We start from the raw sequence: 18,347 nt of genomic DNA, 5'->3' as shown, positions 1-18,347 counted from the left end.
GCTCGCTCCGCTCCCGCGCACCCCGCCACCTTGCGCCGTCCCGCTCGCTCCGCTCCCGCGCACCCCGCCACCTTGCGCCGTCCCGCTCGCTCCGCCCCCGCGCACCCCGCCACCTTGCGCCGCTCCGCCCGCTCGGCTCCCGTGCGCCCCGCCGCCTCACTCCCGGGGCAGCCGCATCCCGCTCCCGCTCCCGCTCCCGCGCCCGGCTCCCGCCCCTCCCGCGCCATTGCCGGGCGGGCCGCAGCGTCCCGCCACCCCGCTCCCGTGCGCCCCGCGCCACCCGCCCCTCCCCGGTCGTGTCGGTCCCGGGAGGTAGTGTTCGGCGGTTGGTAGGGCTGTCCGCTGTGTGTGGTTCGTCCGTATCGAATGGGTCGAGAGGAGGGTCGGTTCGTGAATTCCCGCACCATCCGTCGCGCGTGGTGAGGCTCGTCGCGCCTCGGGTCGCGATGGCTCCCGACGCCTATGGCCACGGCGGTCGGCTGCAACCGATGCGCGACGACGGCACACCGCTCGGCCCCGTCGAGCAGGTTCGCGACCTCGTCGCCGCGATCGCCGACCTCGAGGCCGCGCCGACGCCGCCGCGGTGGGTCTGGGCCTCGGCGGAGAGCGCGTACGCCCCGCTGCTCCCCACCCGCGTCGCCCGCTGCCACGACCTGGCCCTGGTCGAGTCGTTGCTGCTTGCCCACGAGGGCCGAGTGGGTGAACCTCGCTCACTCGGCGCAGCCTGGGCCCGCCTCAAGGGCCTGCCCGTACCGGAGGACCTCCCCATCGGCGTCGCCGACGCCCAGGACAGCCTGTTCGTCCCCGACCGCCTGCGCCTGCCCGCCGGCGCCGACGCACTCGCGGCCGTGGTCGCCGTACACGCCGACCAACTCCGCCGGATCGACACGATCGACGACCCGGCCCGCCGCTCCCGCTTCCGGCTCCTGGTCGCCGCCGAATCGGCCGGCGGTCTGGTGGCCGGCGAGATGGCGGCCGACGGACTGCCGTGGCGGGTCGACGTACACAACGCGCTGCTCACCGAACTGCTCGGCGCCCGCCCCCGCCTGCCCGGCGCACCGCCGCAGCGACTGGTCGACCTGGCCGAGCAGTTGCGCGAGGCGCTCGGCGGCCGGCCGTTCAACCCGGATTCGCATCCGCAGGTGCTCAAGGCGTTCGCCGACCAGGGCGTACGCCTGACCTCCACCCGCACGTGGTACCTGCGCGACGTCGGCCACCCCGCCGCCGACCTGCTGATCAAGTACAAGGAACTGGCCCGCCTACACGCCGCGCACGGCTGGGCCTGGCAGGACACCTGGGTCCGGGCCGGCCGCTTCCGCCCGGAATACGTGGTCGGCGGCGTGGTCACCGGCCGCTGGGCCGGGCGCGGCGGCGGCGCGTTGCAGATCCCGCGCGTCCTGCGCGGCGCGGTGGTGGCCGATCCGGGGTGGCGCCTGGTCGTCGCCGACGCGGCCCAGCTCGAACCGCGCATCCTGGCCGCGATGTCCCAGGACGCGGGCCTGGCCCGGTCCGCCGCGGCCGGCGATCTGTACGAGGCGCTCGCCAAGGCGGCCTTCCAGGGCGACCGGGCCAAGGCCAAACTCGGCCTGCTCGGCGCGATGTACGGGCAGACCAGCGGCGACATCGGCCCGCTCCTGGCCACGCTGCGCCGGCAATACCCGGACGCGATGGGCTACGTCGAGGCCGCCGCGCGCACCGGCGAGGAGGGCGGCATCGTCCGCTCCCGACTCGGCCGCACCTGCCCACCACCCTCCTCGGCCTGGCTCGACCTGGCCGAAGGCGGCACCCGCGAACCCGCCGCGGACGCCGACCGCACCGACGACGCCGGCGCCCGATCCACCCGCGCCCGGGGCCGGTTCACCCGCAACTTCGTGATCCAGGCCAGCGCCGCCGACTGGGCACTGTCCCTGCTCGCCGCGCTGCGCCGCCGGCTCACCCGCTACGACCACGCCCCGCAGGGCCGCCCGCACCTGGTCTTCTTCCAACACGACGAGATCATCGTGCACAGCCCGGCCGAGCTGACCGACGCCGTATCCGCCGCGATCGTCGAGGCGGCGCAGGAGGCCCGCGCCTTGGTCTTCGGGGACACTCCGGTACTGCTTCCGCTGCTTCCGGTCGTGGTGAACTCCTACGCCGAGGCCAAATAGCGAGTCGGTTCCGGAATCGAAGGAATGCCATCCCGGGCCGAAACGATCAATCGAACTCCCGGTCGATAAAAGGGAGTTCGCCAACGCGGCGGCAATTGCTCGGATTTGACACCCGAACTGTCGGCTGCGGTAAATTCCGGTCGCCGGATTTCCATGTGCGGCGAATTCGGGAAACCGAACGCGTATTGGGATTCCCATTTCCTGTCGTCTGCCGAGGACACCCGTGACCCATTCGCCACCCGTCGCACCCGCACCCTCGCCGGCACCGGCACTCGCCCCCGCACCGCGCCCCACCCGGCCCGCCGCCCGCTGCGTCGCCCGGATGCCGCTCGCGATCCGTCCCTACCTGGAACTGATGCGCGTCGACCGCCCGGTCGGGACCTGGCTCGTGGTACTCCCGGGGTGGACGGCCGTGGCGATGGCCGCGGATGCCCGGCCCGGGGCCCGGGTGCCGCTCACCGTGGCCGTCCTGTTCGCGGTCGGCTTCCTGACCCGCGGCGCCGGCTGTACGGTCAACGACATCCTCGACCGCCGATTCGACGCGCGAGTGACGCGTACCACGGGTCGACCGCTGGCCGCCGGCACCATCGGAGTCCGGCGCGCCTGGGCCTTCTTCGGCGCACAATGCCTGGTCGCGCTGCCGATTCCGCTGCTGCTCGGGCCGACTCCCTTCCTGGTGATGGCGGCCGGCTGGGTGCCGATCGTCGCGTACCCCCTGATGAAACGGATCACCGACTGGCCACACGTGTGGCTCGGCCCGTGCATGAGCTGGCTCGTGCCGGTCGGTTGGCTCGCGGTGGCCGGCTCGCTCGACGTCGCCGCCGTACTCCTGTTCGTCGGGATGTCCTGCTGGGCCGTGGGCTGCGACCTCGTCTACGCGCACCAGGACCGGGCGAGCGATGCCGTGGTCGGGGTGCGCTCGGCGGCCGTGCGGCTCGGCCGGCGCAGCGTTTCGGTGTTGGTCGGCGTGTACGTCGCGACCATCGGCTGCCTCGCCGGCGCGGGCGTCGCGGCCGGCCTCGGGTGGGCGTTCTGGCCGCTGCTCGCGCTCGCCGCCGGGCACCTGGTCCGGCAGCTGCGGGCGCTGGACATCGACGATCCGGCCTGCTGCCAACGGGTGTTCCTGACCAACCCGCAGTTTGCCGCGCTGGTCCTGGTCGCCGTACTCGCGGGCCGGATCCGGTGATCCCGGCTCAGCCCCACCGGCTTCGCATCGCCGTCGTCGGCGGCGGGATCGCCGGCCTGACCTTCGCCCTGGCTGCCCACCGCGCGGGCCTGGCCGCGACCGTGTACGAACGGTCCCGACAGCCCCGCGACGGCGCGGCCGGCCTGCAACTGAGCCCCAACGCGGTACGTTCCCTGACCCGCCTGGGGGCGGGCCCGGGTCTGCGCTCGGTCGCCACGCGGCCCGGCGAACTCGACTTCCGCCACTGGCGCGACGGTGCCGAACTGTTACGGGCGCCGATCCGTCCCGCCTACGCCGAACGTTTCGGCGCGGAGCACCACACCCTGCTGCGCACGGATCTGCGCGAGCTGCTGTCGGGCCTGCTGCCCGCGGGTACGGTCCGGTACGGCGCGCCGTGCGTCGGCCTGCACGAACACGCCGATGCGGTCCGCGTCGACTTCGCGGACGGCACGTGCACGAGCGCCGACATCGCCGTGGGCGCGGACGGCGCCCACTCGCGGATCGTCGCCCGGGCCCATCCGGACCACCCACCCAGGCACTCCGGGATGGACGCGTATCGCGCGGTGGTGCCGATCGGCGCGGACCCCCGGGCCACCCCCGATCGTGCGATCCGCGTCTGGGTCGGCGACGATCGGCACTTCCTGGCCTACCCGGTGGCGGGTGGCCGCCGGCTGAACCTGGTGCTGGTCGCCCCCGCCGACCCCGCCGCCGGTCCCGACGAGAGGTGGGGCGGGCCGGTCGAGGCCGAACCGGTGGCCCGCGCCCTCGCCGACTGGGACCCGGCCGTGCCGGCTCTCCTGCGCGCGGGCGCCGTACTGCACCGCAGGCCGCTGTTCGACCGCGACCCGCTGCCCGCCTGGAGCACTGCGCGCACGACGCTGATCGGCGACGCCGCGCACCCCATGCTGCCGCACCAGGCCCAGGGCGCCTGCCAGGCCGTCGAAGACGCCGTGGTACTGGCCACGTTGCTCGCCCACGCGGAACACCTGGGCGTCGCCGAGGCATTGCGCCGCTACGCCGCACATCGGGCCCCGCGAACCGCCCGGATCCAGGGCGCCTCCCGCGAATTCGGCACGCTGATGCACTCGGTGGCGGGGGCCGAACTCCTCGCCGAGCTCGCCCCGGACGCGCTGTTCGCCCTCCTGGCCGAAACGTATGGGTACGACGCGGAGGCACAGGCGCTCGCCGTTGCCTCGGCTTCGACGTGAAGTCCGAACGATCGCCGGCCACCGGCCACCGCACGAAAGCCGACTCCGGCACGCAACACGCAGCCCCTCGGCGCGAAACCCCACCCCACCGCGCGAAGCCCGTCCCCACCGTGCGCAACCCCTCCCGACCAGGCCGAGAAGGATCACCACCCGTGACCGCCGACATCTCCACCCCGCCGCCCACCCCGACCACCACCGCACCATCTCCCGAGCACCTCACCCAGCTGGCTCTCGCGTTCACCGCCGCCAAGTGCCTGCTGAGCGCGGTCGAGATCGGCGTCTTCACCGAACTCGCCCGCCACGAGGGCCCGGACGAGCCTGACGGCCGGGACGAGCACGACGGCCGGGACGCGGCCGATCTCGCCGCCCGGCTCGACCTGCATCCGCGCGGGGCAGCGGCCTTCCTGGACGCGCTGGTCGGCCTCGGCCTGCTGGACCGGCACGACGGTCGCTATCGCAACACCCCCGAGACCGACCACTTCCTGGATCGGGCCAAGCCGACCGCATACATCGGCGACGGCCTCGACATGGCCAACTCCCGCCTGTACGGCTTCTGGGGCCGGCTCACCGACGCCCTGCGCACCGGTGAGCCGCGCAACGAACTCGCCGCCGGCCACGGCGAGCGCGATCCGTTCGCCGAGATCTACGCCGATCCGGCCCGCCGCCGGCTGTTCCAGCGCGCGATGTCCCAACTGTCCCGCCCGGCCATGCTTGCCCTCGTCGAGCGTTTTCCCTGGGCCGAGTACCGGCGCGTCGCGGACATCGGCTGCGGCGACGGCGCGCTGCTGTGCCGGCTCGCCGACCGCCACCCGCTGCTGACCGGCGTCGGCTTCGATCTGCCCGCCAGTGCCGACGCGTTCACGGACAACGTCGGCGCGGCCGAGCTGATCGGCCGGGTCGCCTTCCAGCCGGGCGATTTCCGGATCGATCCGCTGCCCGACTCCGACGTACTGGTCCTCGGTCATGTGCTGCACGACTGGGATCTGCCGACCAAGCGGCTGCTCCTGGCCAAGGCACACGCCGCGTTGCCCGAGGGCGGGGCACTGATCCTGTTCGAATCCTTCCTCGACGACGAGCGCCGGGCCAATGTGTCCGCTCTGCTGCTCGGGCTGAACACCCTCATCGAGACGCCCGGCGGCTTCGCCTGCACGGTCTCCGAGTGTCGCGAACTGTTGGTCGAGGCGGGCTTCCGCAGCACCCGAACCGAACCGCTGACCGGCGCGGAGTCCATGGTGGTCGGCGTGAAGTGAGCGGCCGATCCCCGGCCTTCGCCCGCCGAAGACCGGTTCCGCGCACGCCACAGGTCGAATTCCGGTACGGGCCTCGGAGGACGTCATCAAGGTTCTGCTCGTCGACAACCACGACTCCTACACCTACAACCTCTTCCAACTGCTCGCGTCCGTCTACGGCCGCGCACCGGACGTGGTCACCAATGACGACGCCCGCTGGGCCGACCTCGAACTGGCCGACTACGACGCGGCGGTGATCTCGCCCGGACCGGGACGACCGGGCCGCGCACGGGACTTCGGCCGATCCGCCGACCTGTTCCGGGATCGGCGGTTGCCCGTCCTGGGGGTGTGCCTGGGCCATCAGGGCCTCGGCGCGGCGGCCGGCGCTCGGGTGGTCGCGGCGCCCCGCCCCCGGCACGGTCACCTGGACACGATCACGCACACCGGGGACGACCTCTTCGCCGGCATCCCGACCCGCTTCACCGGAGTGCGCTACCACTCGCTCTGCCTGGCCGAGCCGCTGCCCGCGGCGCTGCGGGTGACCGCGCGCGCCGAGGACGGCGTGGTGATGGCCGCCCGGCATCGCGAACTGCCCTGGTGGGGAGTGCAGTTCCATCCCGAGTCGGTGGCCTCCGAATACGGCGCGCGGCTGGTCGCCAACTTCCGCACCCTCGCCCTGGCCGCGCGCGGTCGACCCGACGCGGACCCGGCCCGAGGCCGCCGGACGAGCGCCCCGGCCCGGGCCGAGGCCGCCCCGCCCGCCCGGCTACGGGTGCGCACCGCGGTGCTCGACCGGGAGATCGACACCGAAGCGGCCTTCGCCCGGCTGTACCGCACCGGCGATCCGGCCTTCTGGCTGGACAGCGCCCGGGTCGAGCGCGGACTGTCCCGGTTTTCCTTCCTCGGCGACGCCGGCGGCCCGCTCGGCGAACTGCTGTGCTACCGCGTCGGCGACGGGAAGGTGACCGTGCGGCGGGGCCGATTCCGGCGCGACTTCCGGCCCGGCACGATCCTCGAGGTGCTGGCCGAACGCCTGCGCGAACGCGCCGTCGAGATCCCGGACGGACTGCCGTTCGACTTCGTCGGCGGCTACGTCGGCTACCTCGGCTACGAGATCAAGGCCGATTGCGGTGCCACCACCAACCGGCACCGGGCCGCCGAGCCGGATGCGCAATGGCTGTTCTGTGACCGATTCCTGGCCGTGGACCACCTCGAAGGCCGGACCTACGCGGTCGCCCTGTCCCGTTTCGACGACCAGTACCAGTCGGACGCTTGGTTGGCCGAGACGCTGCGCATCCTCGAATCCGTGCCGACCGCGACGGCGACCGCGACCGCGACCGCGACGGCGATCGGCGCCCAAGCCGTCACGTCGCGCGGGGCGCCCCTCGCGATCCCGATCCCGATCCCCACCCACCATCGCCCGCGCTATCTCGCCGACATCGCCGAGTGCGGGCGGCTCCTGGCCGCCGGGGAGAGCTACGAGATCTGCCTGACCACCACCCTGTCCGCCCCCGCCCCGGAGGACCCGCTCACCCATTACGCCCGACTGCGCACCGCCAACCCCGCGCCCTACGGCGCGCTGCTGCGCTTCGGCCCGATGTCCGTCCTGGCCGCCTCTCCCGAGCGCTTCCTGCGGATCGATCGGCACCGGGTCGCGGAGAGCAAGCCGATCAAGGGCACCGCACCGCGCGGCGCCGACCCGATCGAGGACGAGACATTGCGCCGCTCCCTGGTCACCGACCCGAAGACCCGCGCCGAGAACCTGATGATCGTCGACCTGCTGCGCAACGACCTGGGCCGGGTCTGCGAGATCGGGTCGGTGCGGGTGAGCGACTTCCTGGCCACCGAAAGTTACGCCACGGTCCACCAACTCGTCTCCACGGTCCGTGGCACGCTGCGTCCCGAGGTGGACGCGATCGGCTGTGCGCAGGCGTGTTTCCCCGGCGGCTCGATGACCGGAGCGCCCAAGATCCGCACCCTGGAGATCATCGACACGCTCGAATCCGGGCCGCGCGGCGTCTACTCCGGCGCACTCGGCTACTTCTCCGCGTCCGGCGCGGCCGATCTGAGCATCGTGATCCGGACGGCCGTGGTCCGGGACGGCGTCGCCACCGTCGGCGCGGGCGGGGCGATCGTGCTGGACTCCGATCCGGCGGCCGAGTACGCCGAAATGTTGCTCAAGGCGTCCGCCACCCTCCGGGCGTTCACGGAAGCGCCCACTCGGCCGTAATAGGGTGCGAATCGGGCGATTTGTGCTGCGGTGCTGCGCGGCCCCGGGAAGAGAATGCGGCATCGAGGACTTTCCCGAAGGAGTCTTCGGTGCCGGCCGCCCATTGCCGATCGGCACCGAAGTACCGCCGGGAACGGATCGAGCAGTGACGGAAGGACTCGTACACATGGACGCGCAGCAGGTAATCGGGCGACTCGGCCGGATCGGCGTATGGGAGCACCACGACACCTTCGTGGCCGATACCGCCGATCCCGGGGCCGTCGCCGCCGAGCTGGAGGAACTCGGCTTCACCGCGGCCTGGGTCGGCGGTGCGCCTGCCGACGGCCTGTTCGGGCTGTCCGAGCAACTCCTTGCCGGTTCGCGGCGGCTCGGCGTCGCCAGCGGGATCCTCAACATCCGGGCCTTCCCCGTCGCCGACACGATCGCGGGCGTGGCCGCGTTGGAGAAGGGGCATCCCGGCCGGTTCGTGCTCGGACTCGGGGTCAGCCACCCCGAGTTCGCCGACCGGACCGGGGTCGAGTACACCCCGCCGGTGGCCGCGATGAACGCCTACCTGGACGCCCTCGACGCCGACGCCGACCCGGCCGTACCGCGCGTGCTGGCCGCGCTCGGCCCGCGCATGCAGCGGCTGTCCCGCGATCGTGCCCAGGGCGCGCACCCGTACTTCACCACCCCCGCGCACACCCGCGAGGCGCGCGAGACGCTGGGCGAAGGGGTGTTCCTGGCGCCCGAGCAGAAGGTGGTGTTGAGCACCGACCCGGAGGTGGCCCGGGCGGTGATTCGCGAGGCGTCGGCGTTCTATCTCGGCCTCGACAACTACCGGCGCAGCTGGCTTCGGCTCGGCTTCACCGAGGACGACCTGGCCGACGGCGGTAGTGACCGATTGGTCGACGCACTGGTCGTGTGGGGCGACGAGGAGACCATCGCCGCGCGGATCCGCGAACACCTGGACGCGGGCGCGGACCACGTGAGCGTTCACGTACTGCCGACCGACGCCGGCCACACCGGTCTGCCGCACGCGGAATGGGCCCGCCTGGCCCCGGCACTGCGCGACCTCTGACCGCAGACCTCTGACCGCAGACCGCAGACCTCTAGCCGCTGACCGCTGCCACCTGATCGGCCGGCCTGCCGGGCCCGGCTCACGCGCCCGGGATGTCCAACGCGGTGCCGTACAGCAGGGTGACGGCCAGTCGGATCACCAACCGCCGCTCGGCGACGGCGCCCGCGAAGAACGTCGCCTCGTCCGCCGGTCGGAACTCGGCCGGGACCATGGCCAACAACTCGCGGCCGGTGGCGTCGCCCGGGACCGTGGTCGGCTCGCTCGCCTCGGCGTCGCCCTCGGCGACCGCGAACGACCACACGTTCCCGCCCGACACGTGCAGCGCCGCGTTGGCGTTGCGCCGGACGTGGTGCGGCTTGGCCCGGTCGGCGGTGGTGGAGAAGCGCAACACGCGGGCGGCCGGATCCCACGCGAACAACATGTTCGACAGATGCGGTCGCCCGTCCCGCTTGATCGTCGCGAGCGTGCCGAACTGCTCGCGGGCCAGGACAGCCAGCACCTCGTCCTCGGTGAGCGGACGCGGCGGGGGGCCGGCGGGCGCGTCGTCCCCGACCTGGTCGCTTTCCGGCTGCGGGATTTCGACGGTATTCATGGGCTTTATCCTTACGTTCGATCACGCTCGACCACGCTCGATGGCGTTCGATGGTGTTCGCCAGCGTTCGATCACATTCGATCGATACCGCGTTGTTCGCTGAGCCGATTGTTTGTGACCATGACGGTTCACGGAAGGAGGCACTTTGACATCCCCGAGTAACCCCGAGGTTCCCGACCAGGTCACGTGGGCCAACGCGTGTCAGGTGGTCGGCACGCTCGACCACGTCGCGGGCAAGTGGAGCATCGGCATCCTGGTCTCGGTCGCGGCGGGTCCGATCCGGTTCACCGAATTGGAGCGCGCGGTACCGGGGATCAGCCGCCGCGTCCTCACCCTCAACCTGCGTCGCCTCGAACGCGACGGCCTGCTGACCCGCACCGTGTATCCGACCGTGCCGCCCAGGGTCGAGTACACCCTGACCGACGTGGCCCGCGAGTTGACCGCGTCGCTCGCCGGCCTGGTCCGCTGGGCCGAGCGGCACGGCCCGACCATCGAGGCGGCCCGACAGGTGTACGACCGGGAGCAGGCGGGGCAGGAGTAGCAGGATCGGCGCGAGCGGCCCGAGCGGCGCAGGCCGCATGGGCGGTACGAGCGGCCTGAGCGACGCAGGCTGCACGGGCGGCCCGAGCGGGACCCGTGGAACGAGCGGGACCCGTGGAACGATCGGTATGAGCGAACGAGGAGTCGAGGAGTCGAGATGAACAGCGCGGAGCTACTGGTCGACGCATTCGGTCGGGTGCAGGAGGTCGTCCATGGGGCGGTCGCCGACCTGACCCCCGAGCAACTGGCCGAGCGTCTTGACCCGGACGCGAACTCGATCGCGTGGCTGATCTGGCATCTGACCCGGGTCCAGGACGACCACGTCGCCGATGTCGCGCGTCTCGACCAGGTGTGGACCACGCAGGACTGGCACAAGCGGTTCGAACTGCCCTTTCCGGTCCGGGCGATCGGCTATGGCCAGGACACCAAGGCGGTGGGCGCCGTACGGGTGGACTCGGCGGAGCTGCTCACCGGCTACTACGACGCGGTGCACGAGCAGACCATCGGCTTCGTCGAGGGCCTGTCCGCCGCCGACCTGGATCGGGTCGTCGACGAGGCCTGGACGCCGGCCGTCACCCTGGGCGTGCGGCTGGTCAGCGTGATCGCGGACGACCTCCAGCACGCGGGCCAGGCGGCCTTCGTCCGCGGCATCCTGCTGCGTCGCTAGCGACCCCCGTTCCGGAACCACCGGGCCCGTCGGAAAGGACGCCGTCCCCATGAGCCACCCCCACGATCCCGGCTCGCACTCTCCGTTGGCGCACGGCGCGCAGTCCCCGGCCGCCGCGTTGTTCGACGAGGTGGGTGCCACGTACGAGACCGTCTTCGCCGATATGCCCGCGCAACTGGCCGCGCTGGACTGGCTGATCGCGGAGCTCGCGCCCGGCTCGAAGGTGCTCGACATCGGCTCCGGTACCGGGCGGCCGGCCGCCGAGAAGCTGGCCGAGGCCGGCCATCGGGTCACCGGGATCGACGTCTCGGCGACCATGGTCGAACTGGCCCGAGCCCGCGTCCCCGGTGCCACGTTCGAGCAGACGGACGTCCGCGACCTGGTCGACGACGACGGGGCCTGGGACGCGGTCTGCGCGTTCTTCTCGTTCCTCCAACTGCCCCGGGCCGACCTGGACGCCCAACTCGAGCGGCTCGGCGCGCGGCTCGCGCCCGGTGGGCTGCTCGCGTTCGCGACGGTGCCGGCCGAGGCGGACGGTGTCGAGATCGATTGGCTGGGCCACCGATTCCGGGTGACCAGCCACGGCGCCGACGAACTGCTCATGCGACTGCGCGCCGCCGGCCTGGAGATCGTCCACCACGCGGTCACCGTGTACCACCCGAAGCACCCGACCGCCGGTCCGGAGGAGCAACTCGTCGTACACGCGCGCAAGTCCGCGAGCTGATCGCCGAGCCTTCCCGGGGCGGTGGGCCGGTGGGCAGTGGGCGGCGTCCGGCGCCCGGCGGTCGGTCGGTAACGTGGTCCGCGCAGCGGAATGCCACACTCGTCCGGCTCCGCGCGCCTTGTCCGTGCACCTCGTCTCGTTCGGGATCCTGTGATGACCATGACCGAACGTGACGATCCGAGCAGTACCGGCGGTGCCCGTCCGGGTCGATTCGCACCGCCCGAATGGCTCACCCTGACGCTGCGCGCCAACCCCGGCCCGATGCCCAGGGCCGCCGCCGTGCGGGCCGCGATCGGCATCGGCGCACCGCTGTTGGTCGGCGTGCTCGTCGACGACACCGCGTCCGGCGCGCTCGTGGCCATCGGCGCACTGGGCGCGGTGTTCGGGGACACCGCCGACGCGTACCGGCTGCGGGTGCTCAACATCGCCGTTCCGCAGTTCGTCGGTGCCATCGGACTCGCGCTCGGCAGCTCACAGTTCGGTCACGGTTGGTCGGCGGTCGCGGTGGTCACCGCGCTGGCCCTGGTCGCCGGGATGATCAGCACGATCGGCGCGGTGGCCTCCGCGTCCGGCCTCAACCTGCTGCTGATGGCGGTGATCGGCGCCGGGCTGCCGATGCCCTCGCCATGGTGGCGGGCGCCGATGTTGACCCTGGCCGGGGCCGGGTTGGTACTGGTGATGGCGCTGCTCGCGTGGCCGGCGCGGTCGCGGATCCCGGAACGAACGGCCGTCGCCGACGCGTACGAGGCGACCGCCGACCTCCTGGGCGCGGCCGGTACCGAGGAGTGGGAGGCGGCCCGGGCCGAGGTGACGCTGACCCTCAACCACGCCTACGACCTGCTGCTCGGCCGCCGCGCGGTGGCGCCCGGTCGCAGTCGTGGGATGTCGCGCCTGGTCGCGCTGTTGAACTCGGTCGGCGTCCTGGTCGAGGCGGCCACCGCGGTACACGCCGACGCGCGCACGGTATGCGGGCCCGACGTCGCCGCGGTGCGCGAGATCGCGGAGGCGGTGCGCGGCGGTACCGTGCCGACCGGCCCGGCGCCGTGCTCCACCGGGACCGCGCCGGCCGAGCGTGCGGTGGTCGCCGCGATCGCCCACGCGCGGGAGACGCTGGCCGGCGCGTACCGGGTGCCCGATCGGGTCGGCCGGCCGGGCGCGTTGCCCGAGCGGCTGGCCGCCGGCGCGCGCAACCTGCTGGTGTCGGCCGAGTCCTGGCGCTACGGCCTGCGGTTGACGCTGTGTATCGGGGTGGCCCAGGCGTTGGTGTCCGCCATCGATGTACCGCGTTCGTACTGGGTGCCGTTGACCGTCACGTTCGTGCTCAAGCCGGACTTCGGCTCGGTCTTCTCGCGGGCCCTGCTGCGTGCCCTCGGTACGGCGGCCGGCCTGGTGGTGGCCGGGGTGATTCTGGAGTTCGTGCCGCGCGGCGGGTGGGAGGTGCCGGTCGTGCTGGTCCTCGCGGCGGCGCTGCCGATATTGTCCCGGCGCGGCTACGGCTATCAGACGGCGGTGATCACGCCGCTGATCCTGATCCTGTCCGACCTGCTCGGCCATCAGGGTGTCGGGCTGCTCGCGCCGCGCCTGGTGGACAGCCTGATCGGCTGCGCGATCGTGCTGGTCGCGGGCTATGTGTTGTGGCCGGAGAGCTGGCATACCCGGGTCGGCGCGCGGTTGGCCACGGCGGTGGAGGACACCGCGAAGTACATCGAGTGTGCGTTCGACGAGAAGACCGATCAGGCCGCGCGGGCCCGGACCCGGCGGCGGATCTACCGGGATCTGTCCGACGTACGCACCGAGTTCCAGCGCGCCCTTGGCGAACCCCCGCCGGCCGGCGCCCGGGCGGCGGCGTGGTGGCCACTGATCGTCGCGGTGGAGCGGGTGATCGACACCGGGACGGCGGCGGCGGTGCGCACGGCGCACGGCGCGCCACCGCCATCCCCCGAGGCCGCCGCCCACATCGCCGCCGAACTCCGGGCACTGGCCGCGTCGATGCGTACGGGGGAGACGGCCGAACCGGCGCCGGCGCGGGCCGGCGGGGACGAGGAGCCGCAGGACGCGTTGCGCGACGTACGGCGCGAGGTCCGGTCGGCACGATCGACGCTGGACGGTCCGGCGGGGCCGAAGTAAGGGCTGCCGAAGTAAGGGCCGCCGAAGTAAGGGCTGTCGAGGTCGGGGCTGCCGAAGTAGGGGCTGTCGAAGCACAGGCTCTCGAAGCACGGGCTCTCGAAGCACGGGCTCTCGAAGCACGGCTCTCGAAGCACGGGCTCTCGAAGCACGGCTCTCGAAGTGCGGCGGGCTCTCGAGCAGGGTCCCCAGCGAGGATCGTTGATCGTCAACCCAGGGTTGACGCGTAGCCATGTGTCAACCTACGGTTGACGCATGGAGAACCCTACGCGCATGACGAATCCGGTTCGACTCGACGAACTCATCGAGACCATCAAGACGGCTCATTCCGATGCCCTGGAGCAGCTGACCGACGCGGTCCTCGTGTCGGACCACCTCGGCGAACTGGCCGATCACCTGGTCGGGCACTTCGTGGACCAGGCCCGCCGATCCGGCGCGTCCTGGAAGGACATCGGCGCGAGCATGGGCGTCACCAAGCAGGCGGCCCAGAAGCGCTTCGTGGCCAAGGGCTCCGCCGACTACGACCTCGACCCCAGCCAGGGCTTCGGCCGCTTCACCGATCGGGCCCGCAACGTGGTGGTGGCCTCGCAGAACGAGGCACGCGCGGCGGGCAACGCCGAGATCGGCCCGGGGCACCTGGTCCTGGGCCTGCTCACCGAGCCCACCGCACTGGCCGCGAAGGCCCTGATCGCCCAGGGAACGACCCTGGAGGACGTCCGCCAGGGGGCGATCGCCGGGCTGCCGCCGACCACCGGCACGGTGCCGGACCTGATCCCCTACGACGCGTCGGCCCGCAAGATCCTGGAACTCACCTTCCGCGAGGCGCTGCGCCTGGGCCACAACTACGTGGGCACCGAGCATCTCCTGCTCGCCCTCCTGGAGTTCGAGGGCGGCACCGGCCTGCTCACCGGGCTCGGCATCACCAAGGCGGCGACCGACGTGTACATCGTCGACGCGCTGACGGCGCTGATGGCGGCCCAGCCGGAGTAGTTCGGCCCGTTCCCGGCGAGCGGCGTCGCCCCGGACGGTACGTTGCCGGGGTGGTGCCGCTCGGTCCGGTATGACGAATAGCGCGTTCGGGTTAAAGATGGGCGACCTGCCCGCCCCGGAACCGATGCCCTGGTCGACTGCGAGGATGTGCCATCTTCCCGGCGAGGGCGGGTTCTCGGCGGCGGCCGAGGCTGTGTTGACGCGTCGCGAGTCGCAGGTGTTGTGGCATATCGCGCAGGGGGACACCTACGCGCGCACCGCCCGCTGCATGGGGATATCCGTGCACACCGTCGACGCGTATCTGCGGCGGATCCGCGCCAAGCTCGGCGTCGCGACCCGGGCGGAACTGATCCGCCTGGCCTTCGTCCCGGTGGCTCCCGAGTAGCGCCCGGCGCGTGGGGGCGCAGCAGTGCAGGCGTGCAGCCGTGCAGGCGCGTGGCGGTGGGCGCGTCGCCGCCCAACCGACCGACCGCTAACACACCGCCGCGCCACGAGCCAGTCCCGAAATCCCGTGACATTACACCGGGTTGTCGCCGGCCCACGCTGAGTGGGTAGGCGGGTGTGGCGGGTACGGGGGCAGGCGTAGGGGAAGTGGCGATGTCCGAGTGGCGCTTGCGTGACGATGTCGCGCTGCATGTGGACTACGTGGACACGACCGAGTTCGGGAGTCCGGTCGGCAGCCGGCCGGAGGCCACCGCACGCGAGGCGTTCGCCCCGGTGCTCCGGTACGTGGAGCGGCACGGCTTCGCAGACCTGGTTCGACGTGGACCCGAACTGCTGCGGCGCGCGGTCGCCGAGCCCGCCTTTCGGCGGATCACCCGCTCCGGGCACTCGCTCGACGGCCGATCGGGCGATGGCCGACCGCTTACCGCCGGCCGACCACTCACCTCCGGCCGATCGTTCGACGCGGGCTGGGAGTTGCACGCCGACCTGCTCTTCCCGGACCCGGCGCAGGCCCGGCCGAGCGGACTCACCTTCCGAGACGGCGCGCAGGACCGGGTCCGCCGGATCGACTGCGCGGACGACGACACCTGGCCCTGGGTACACGCCCTGATCGCCGAGTTGAGCGGGCCGTCGGGCGACCCGGAGATGACCCGCGACCCGCGCGCCAAGGCGCTCCTGGAAACCCTGCGCGACGACGGCCTGCTGTGCCCGCGCGAGACCGATCCGGCCGCCGAACGCCCGTCTCCCGGCCTGGAGTTCGTCGGACACAACACGGTCGTGGTGCGCTCGCGCGAGGCCGCCGTCGTGGTGGACCCACTGTTCTTTGCGTACGACACCGCCCACCCGGCGGACTACCAACCGCTGCGGCCGGCCGATCTGGGGCCGCTCGACGCGGTCCTGATCACCCACTCGCACCCCGATCACTTCGCCCCGGCCTCGCTGTTGCGCCTGCCGCCGAGCACCCGGATCGTGGTACCGCGCGTCGAGCGCGAGACGGTGCTGACCGTCGACCTGGCCCGCCGGGTCCGCGAACTGGGCTTCGAGGACGTCGTCGAACTCGACTGGTGGGAACAGCTCAGGATCGGCGACATCGACGTACACGCACTGCCCTTCCACGGCGAACAGCCCACCGACGGACCGGTGTTGCACCCCGATGTGCGCAACCACGGGAACACCTACCTGGTCCGCACCCCGACCGGGTCCGCCGCGTTCCTGGCCGACTCGGGCCGCGACGCACGCGGCGAGGTCCGGGAGGTGGCCGCGCGGGCCCGGGCCCGACTCGGCCCGGTCGACGTGGTCTTCTGCGGCTATCGAGGCTGGCTGATGTACCCGGTGCAGCTGTTGTTCACGTCCGTGGCGCGCTATCTGGCCCTGGTCCCACCCGAGCAGTGGAACTGCCGACAGCGCCTGATGACCACCCCCGACGAGGCGGTGGACATCGCCGAGCGCTGGGGTGCGCGGCTCCTGGTGCCCTACGCCGACGGCGGCGCGCCGTGGTACTGGCGGGCCGGACTCGGTCCCCGTGCGGACGAACAACCGGGCGAGAGCACCGGGTTCGACCCCTACCCGGAGCGGGTGGCGACGGCGGCCCGCAACCGCACCGAGATGCCGGACGGCCTGCTCGGCTCGGCGGTCGAGGTGCTGCTGCTGCGGCCGGGCGACGCGATCCACGACGTTGCCGGCGGGCGAGGGCCGGTGTCGACGCCGACGCCGGTGCCGGTGCCGGTGCCGATTCGGCGGCCCGGTCATCGCTGGCCGTACGCCGAGCGGATGCCGATCGCCGCCGGCGCAAGCCCGCTGTCCCGCGATTGAGCCGCCCCCGACTGCCTCCCGACCGCTTCTCGACCGCTTCTCGACCGCTTTCCGACCGCCCTTCGCCGCTTCGACCCGGGAGACACCATGTCCGCCACCGTCGTACCTCGGCTCGACGACCGGCCCGCCACGGTCACCGGCGCTTTCGTCGAGCAGCCCTATCACCCGCACGTCGCGCACCGCGAGCGACTCCTCGACGGCCCGCGCTGGTTGCCCGAACCGGACGGCCTGCCGAGGTTGCGGATCGCCGCCGATGCCATGCGGCGCTCGATCCCGGCGGTACGCGCCGCGTTGACCCGGCGCGGCATCGCCCGGCTGGACTTCGACCGCTGCCCGAGCACCACCGAGTTCCTCGACCTCGGTGCGGCGCTCGGCACGGTGATGGAGACCGAGATCAACGCCGAACTGCGCCCGTACGTGGAGCAGCGCGCGGTGCTCAATCTGCGCCACGACCAACCCGGCACCACCCGCTACGACTTGGCGCTGATCGCGGCCAACTACCTGAACCTGCACACCGAGATCGCCGTGCACCCGCTGCCGAAACAACCTCGGCTGATCGCCCTGATGTGTGTCGAGCCGCCGGAGCGCGACTGCGGCGGTCAGACCGTCTTCGTGCCGATGGCCGCCGTCCGGTCCCGGCTGTCCGCGCTCGACCTGGACGTGCTGGCCGCCACCAACTGCCACGACTTCCCGAACGGGCCGCCGATGTTCTCCCGGCGTAACGGGCTACCGGTGTTCTGCTTCCGGGACTTCGGCGGTGACGTGCTGCGCTGGCGCTACACCGGGCCACCGGCGGAGGTCGGCCCCGAGACGGTGCGCAGCGCGATCGGCGAGCTGCTGGCCGCGATGTACGACCCGGCCGCGATGTTCGGCGTGCACTGGGCCGCGGGCACCGTGGTGATCTTCGACAACTGGGCGTTCTTCCACGGCCGTAGCCGGATCCGGCCGGTTCCGGGTGGGCGCAATCGGCATTTCAAACAACTCAAGCTGCGCTGACGCCCGGAAGAAGAATAGGTAGAAGAATCAACGAAATAGGAAGGTAAGTGGCAGATATGCCTACATCGGAAGAGCAGGACTACACGCCGACCGCGCACACGCGCGGAACGCTGCTGCGCAGCAAGGACGGCGCGGTGTACTTCCTCCGCGACGAACTCCTCGACGCGTGTCGCGTCACCGGCGAGGAACTGGTGTTCGCGGAGGCCACGTTGGCCGCAGCGGCGGAGAACCCGTTGACCGGGGCGAGCGAATTCGTGCGCTACGAGGGCGAGATGCCGAAGGTCGACGTCGCGGGGATGGCCGAGGCGGCCGACCCGCCGTCGACCATCATGTGCTGCTGGTAGCGGGCGAGAAGAGCAGACCACGAAGGCGGGCGCCGGCGGCCGGGCCGGCGGCGC

At 72.3% G+C, this 18,347-nt stretch carries 16 protein-coding genes; 15 read left to right on the top strand and 1 reads right to left on the bottom strand.

What is annotated here, in order from left to right; all coding sequences use genetic code 11:
* Positions 1-446: 446 nt before the first annotated feature.
* From ABIA38_RS40485 to ABIA38_RS40460, 6 genes are all read left to right on the top strand, one after another.
* Entirely contained in the window at positions 447-2,147 is a 1,701-nt protein-coding gene (locus tag ABIA38_RS40485; protein WP_424643993.1) for a bifunctional 3'-5' exonuclease/DNA polymerase, read from the top strand.
* 223 nt (positions 2,148-2,370) lie between these two features.
* The gene (gene ubiA, locus ABIA38_RS40480; RefSeq protein WP_424643991.1) at positions 2,371-3,333 is read left to right on the top strand and encodes a 4-hydroxybenzoate octaprenyltransferase; all 963 of its coding nucleotides are present in this window, start codon (positions 2,371-2,373) and stop codon (positions 3,331-3,333) included.
* Complete coding sequence (locus ABIA38_RS40475; RefSeq protein WP_424643990.1) at positions 3,330-4,541, top strand: FAD-dependent monooxygenase; 1,212 nt, start codon at positions 3,330-3,332, stop codon at positions 4,539-4,541. The genes ubiA and ABIA38_RS40475 overlap by 4 nt, the downstream gene beginning before the upstream one ends.
* A 152-nt stretch (positions 4,542-4,693) precedes the next feature.
* A complete protein-coding gene (locus ABIA38_RS40470; protein WP_424643989.1) occupies positions 4,694-5,791 on the top strand; it encodes a methyltransferase in 1,098 nt (365 codons plus the stop codon).
* 58 nt (positions 5,792-5,849) lie between these two features.
* Complete coding sequence (gene pabB / locus ABIA38_RS40465; protein WP_424643992.1) at positions 5,850-8,000, top strand: aminodeoxychorismate synthase component I; 2,151 nt, start codon at positions 5,850-5,852, stop codon at positions 7,998-8,000.
* A 145-nt stretch (positions 8,001-8,145) separates the two neighbouring features.
* Positions 8,146-9,060 carry an LLM class F420-dependent oxidoreductase gene (locus tag ABIA38_RS40460; RefSeq protein ID WP_424643988.1) on the top strand — a complete coding sequence of 305 codons (915 nt, stop codon included), beginning with the start codon at positions 8,146-8,148 and terminating at the stop codon, positions 9,058-9,060.
* 79 nt (positions 9,061-9,139) lie between these two features.
* Here the strand turns inward: ABIA38_RS40460 and ABIA38_RS40455 are convergent, their stop codons facing one another.
* Positions 9,140-9,652 (bottom strand): TIGR03618 family F420-dependent PPOX class oxidoreductase, encoded by a 513-nt coding sequence (locus ABIA38_RS40455; protein ID WP_424643987.1) that lies wholly within the window; start codon positions 9,650-9,652, stop codon positions 9,140-9,142.
* Between the two features lie 145 nt (positions 9,653-9,797).
* On the opposite strand from ABIA38_RS40455, the gene ABIA38_RS40450 reads away from it, so the two are divergent.
* The 9 genes from ABIA38_RS40450 (at position 9,798) to ABIA38_RS40410 (ending at position 18,293) form a co-directional block, all read left to right on the top strand.
* Positions 9,798-10,193, top strand: coding sequence for a winged helix-turn-helix transcriptional regulator (locus ABIA38_RS40450; RefSeq protein ID WP_424643986.1), 396 nt, complete (start codon positions 9,798-9,800; stop codon positions 10,191-10,193).
* Between the two features lie 156 nt (positions 10,194-10,349).
* A complete protein-coding gene (locus ABIA38_RS40445) occupies positions 10,350-10,859 on the top strand; it encodes a mycothiol transferase (RefSeq protein WP_424643985.1) in 510 nt (169 codons plus the stop codon).
* A 49-nt stretch (positions 10,860-10,908) separates the two neighbouring features.
* Positions 10,909-11,583: a class I SAM-dependent DNA methyltransferase gene (locus ABIA38_RS40440; RefSeq protein WP_424643984.1), complete on the top strand. Its 675-nt coding sequence runs from the start codon at positions 10,909-10,911 to the stop codon at positions 11,581-11,583.
* Between the two features lie 153 nt (positions 11,584-11,736).
* Positions 11,737-13,710, top strand: coding sequence for an FUSC family protein (locus tag ABIA38_RS40435; protein ID WP_424643983.1), 1,974 nt, complete (start codon positions 11,737-11,739; stop codon positions 13,708-13,710).
* 252 nt (positions 13,711-13,962) lie between these two features.
* Positions 13,963-14,697: a Clp protease N-terminal domain-containing protein gene (locus ABIA38_RS40430; protein ID WP_424643982.1), complete on the top strand. Its 735-nt coding sequence runs from the start codon at positions 13,963-13,965 to the stop codon at positions 14,695-14,697.
* A 145-nt stretch (positions 14,698-14,842) separates the two neighbouring features.
* Positions 14,843-15,082, top strand: a complete 240-nt coding sequence (locus tag ABIA38_RS40425; RefSeq protein WP_424643981.1) for a response regulator transcription factor — start codon at positions 14,843-14,845, stop codon at positions 15,080-15,082.
* A 212-nt stretch (positions 15,083-15,294) separates the two neighbouring features.
* On the top strand, positions 15,295-16,953 hold the full coding sequence (locus ABIA38_RS40420) for an MBL fold metallo-hydrolase (RefSeq protein ID WP_424643980.1): 1,659 nt from the start codon (positions 15,295-15,297) through the stop codon (positions 16,951-16,953).
* 87 nt (positions 16,954-17,040) lie between these two features.
* Positions 17,041-17,949 (top strand): TauD/TfdA family dioxygenase, encoded by a 909-nt coding sequence (locus tag ABIA38_RS40415; RefSeq protein ID WP_424643979.1) that lies wholly within the window; start codon positions 17,041-17,043, stop codon positions 17,947-17,949.
* A gap of 56 nt (positions 17,950-18,005) precedes the next feature.
* Complete coding sequence (locus ABIA38_RS40410; RefSeq protein WP_424643978.1) at positions 18,006-18,293, top strand: hypothetical protein; 288 nt, start codon at positions 18,006-18,008, stop codon at positions 18,291-18,293.
* Positions 18,294-18,347: the final 54 nt, after the last annotated feature.

This window comes from Embleya sp. AB8, assembly GCF_049739465.1.
Classification (GTDB): Bacteria; Actinomycetota; Actinomycetes; order Streptomycetales; family Streptomycetaceae; genus Embleya.
The sequence above is the reverse complement of the archived record's forward strand: the minus strand, read 5'-3'. Positions and strand labels throughout refer to the sequence as shown.

Excerpts from the sequence above, each read along its gene's own strand:
- ABIA38_RS40485 (WP_424643993.1), top strand. The coding sequence starts at position 447 with ATGGCTCCCGACGCCTATGGCCACGGCGGTCGGCTGCAACCGATGCGC.
- ABIA38_RS40455 (WP_424643987.1), bottom strand. The coding sequence starts at position 9,652 with ATGAATACCGTCGAAATCCCGCAGCCGGAAAGCGACCAGGTCGGGGAC.
- ABIA38_RS40445 (WP_424643985.1), top strand. The coding sequence starts at position 10,350 with ATGAACAGCGCGGAGCTACTGGTCGACGCATTCGGTCGGGTGCAGGAG.
- ABIA38_RS40440 (WP_424643984.1), top strand. The coding sequence starts at position 10,909 with ATGAGCCACCCCCACGATCCCGGCTCGCACTCTCCGTTGGCGCACGGC.
- ABIA38_RS40435 (WP_424643983.1), top strand. The coding sequence starts at position 11,737 with ATGACCATGACCGAACGTGACGATCCGAGCAGTACCGGCGGTGCCCGT.
- ABIA38_RS40430 (WP_424643982.1), top strand. The coding sequence starts at position 13,963 with ATGGAGAACCCTACGCGCATGACGAATCCGGTTCGACTCGACGAACTC.
- ABIA38_RS40425 (WP_424643981.1), top strand. The coding sequence starts at position 14,843 with ATGTGCCATCTTCCCGGCGAGGGCGGGTTCTCGGCGGCGGCCGAGGCT.
- ABIA38_RS40420 (WP_424643980.1), top strand. The coding sequence starts at position 15,295 with ATGTCCGAGTGGCGCTTGCGTGACGATGTCGCGCTGCATGTGGACTAC.
- ABIA38_RS40415 (WP_424643979.1), top strand. The coding sequence starts at position 17,041 with ATGTCCGCCACCGTCGTACCTCGGCTCGACGACCGGCCCGCCACGGTC.
- ABIA38_RS40410 (WP_424643978.1), top strand. The coding sequence starts at position 18,006 with ATGCCTACATCGGAAGAGCAGGACTACACGCCGACCGCGCACACGCGC.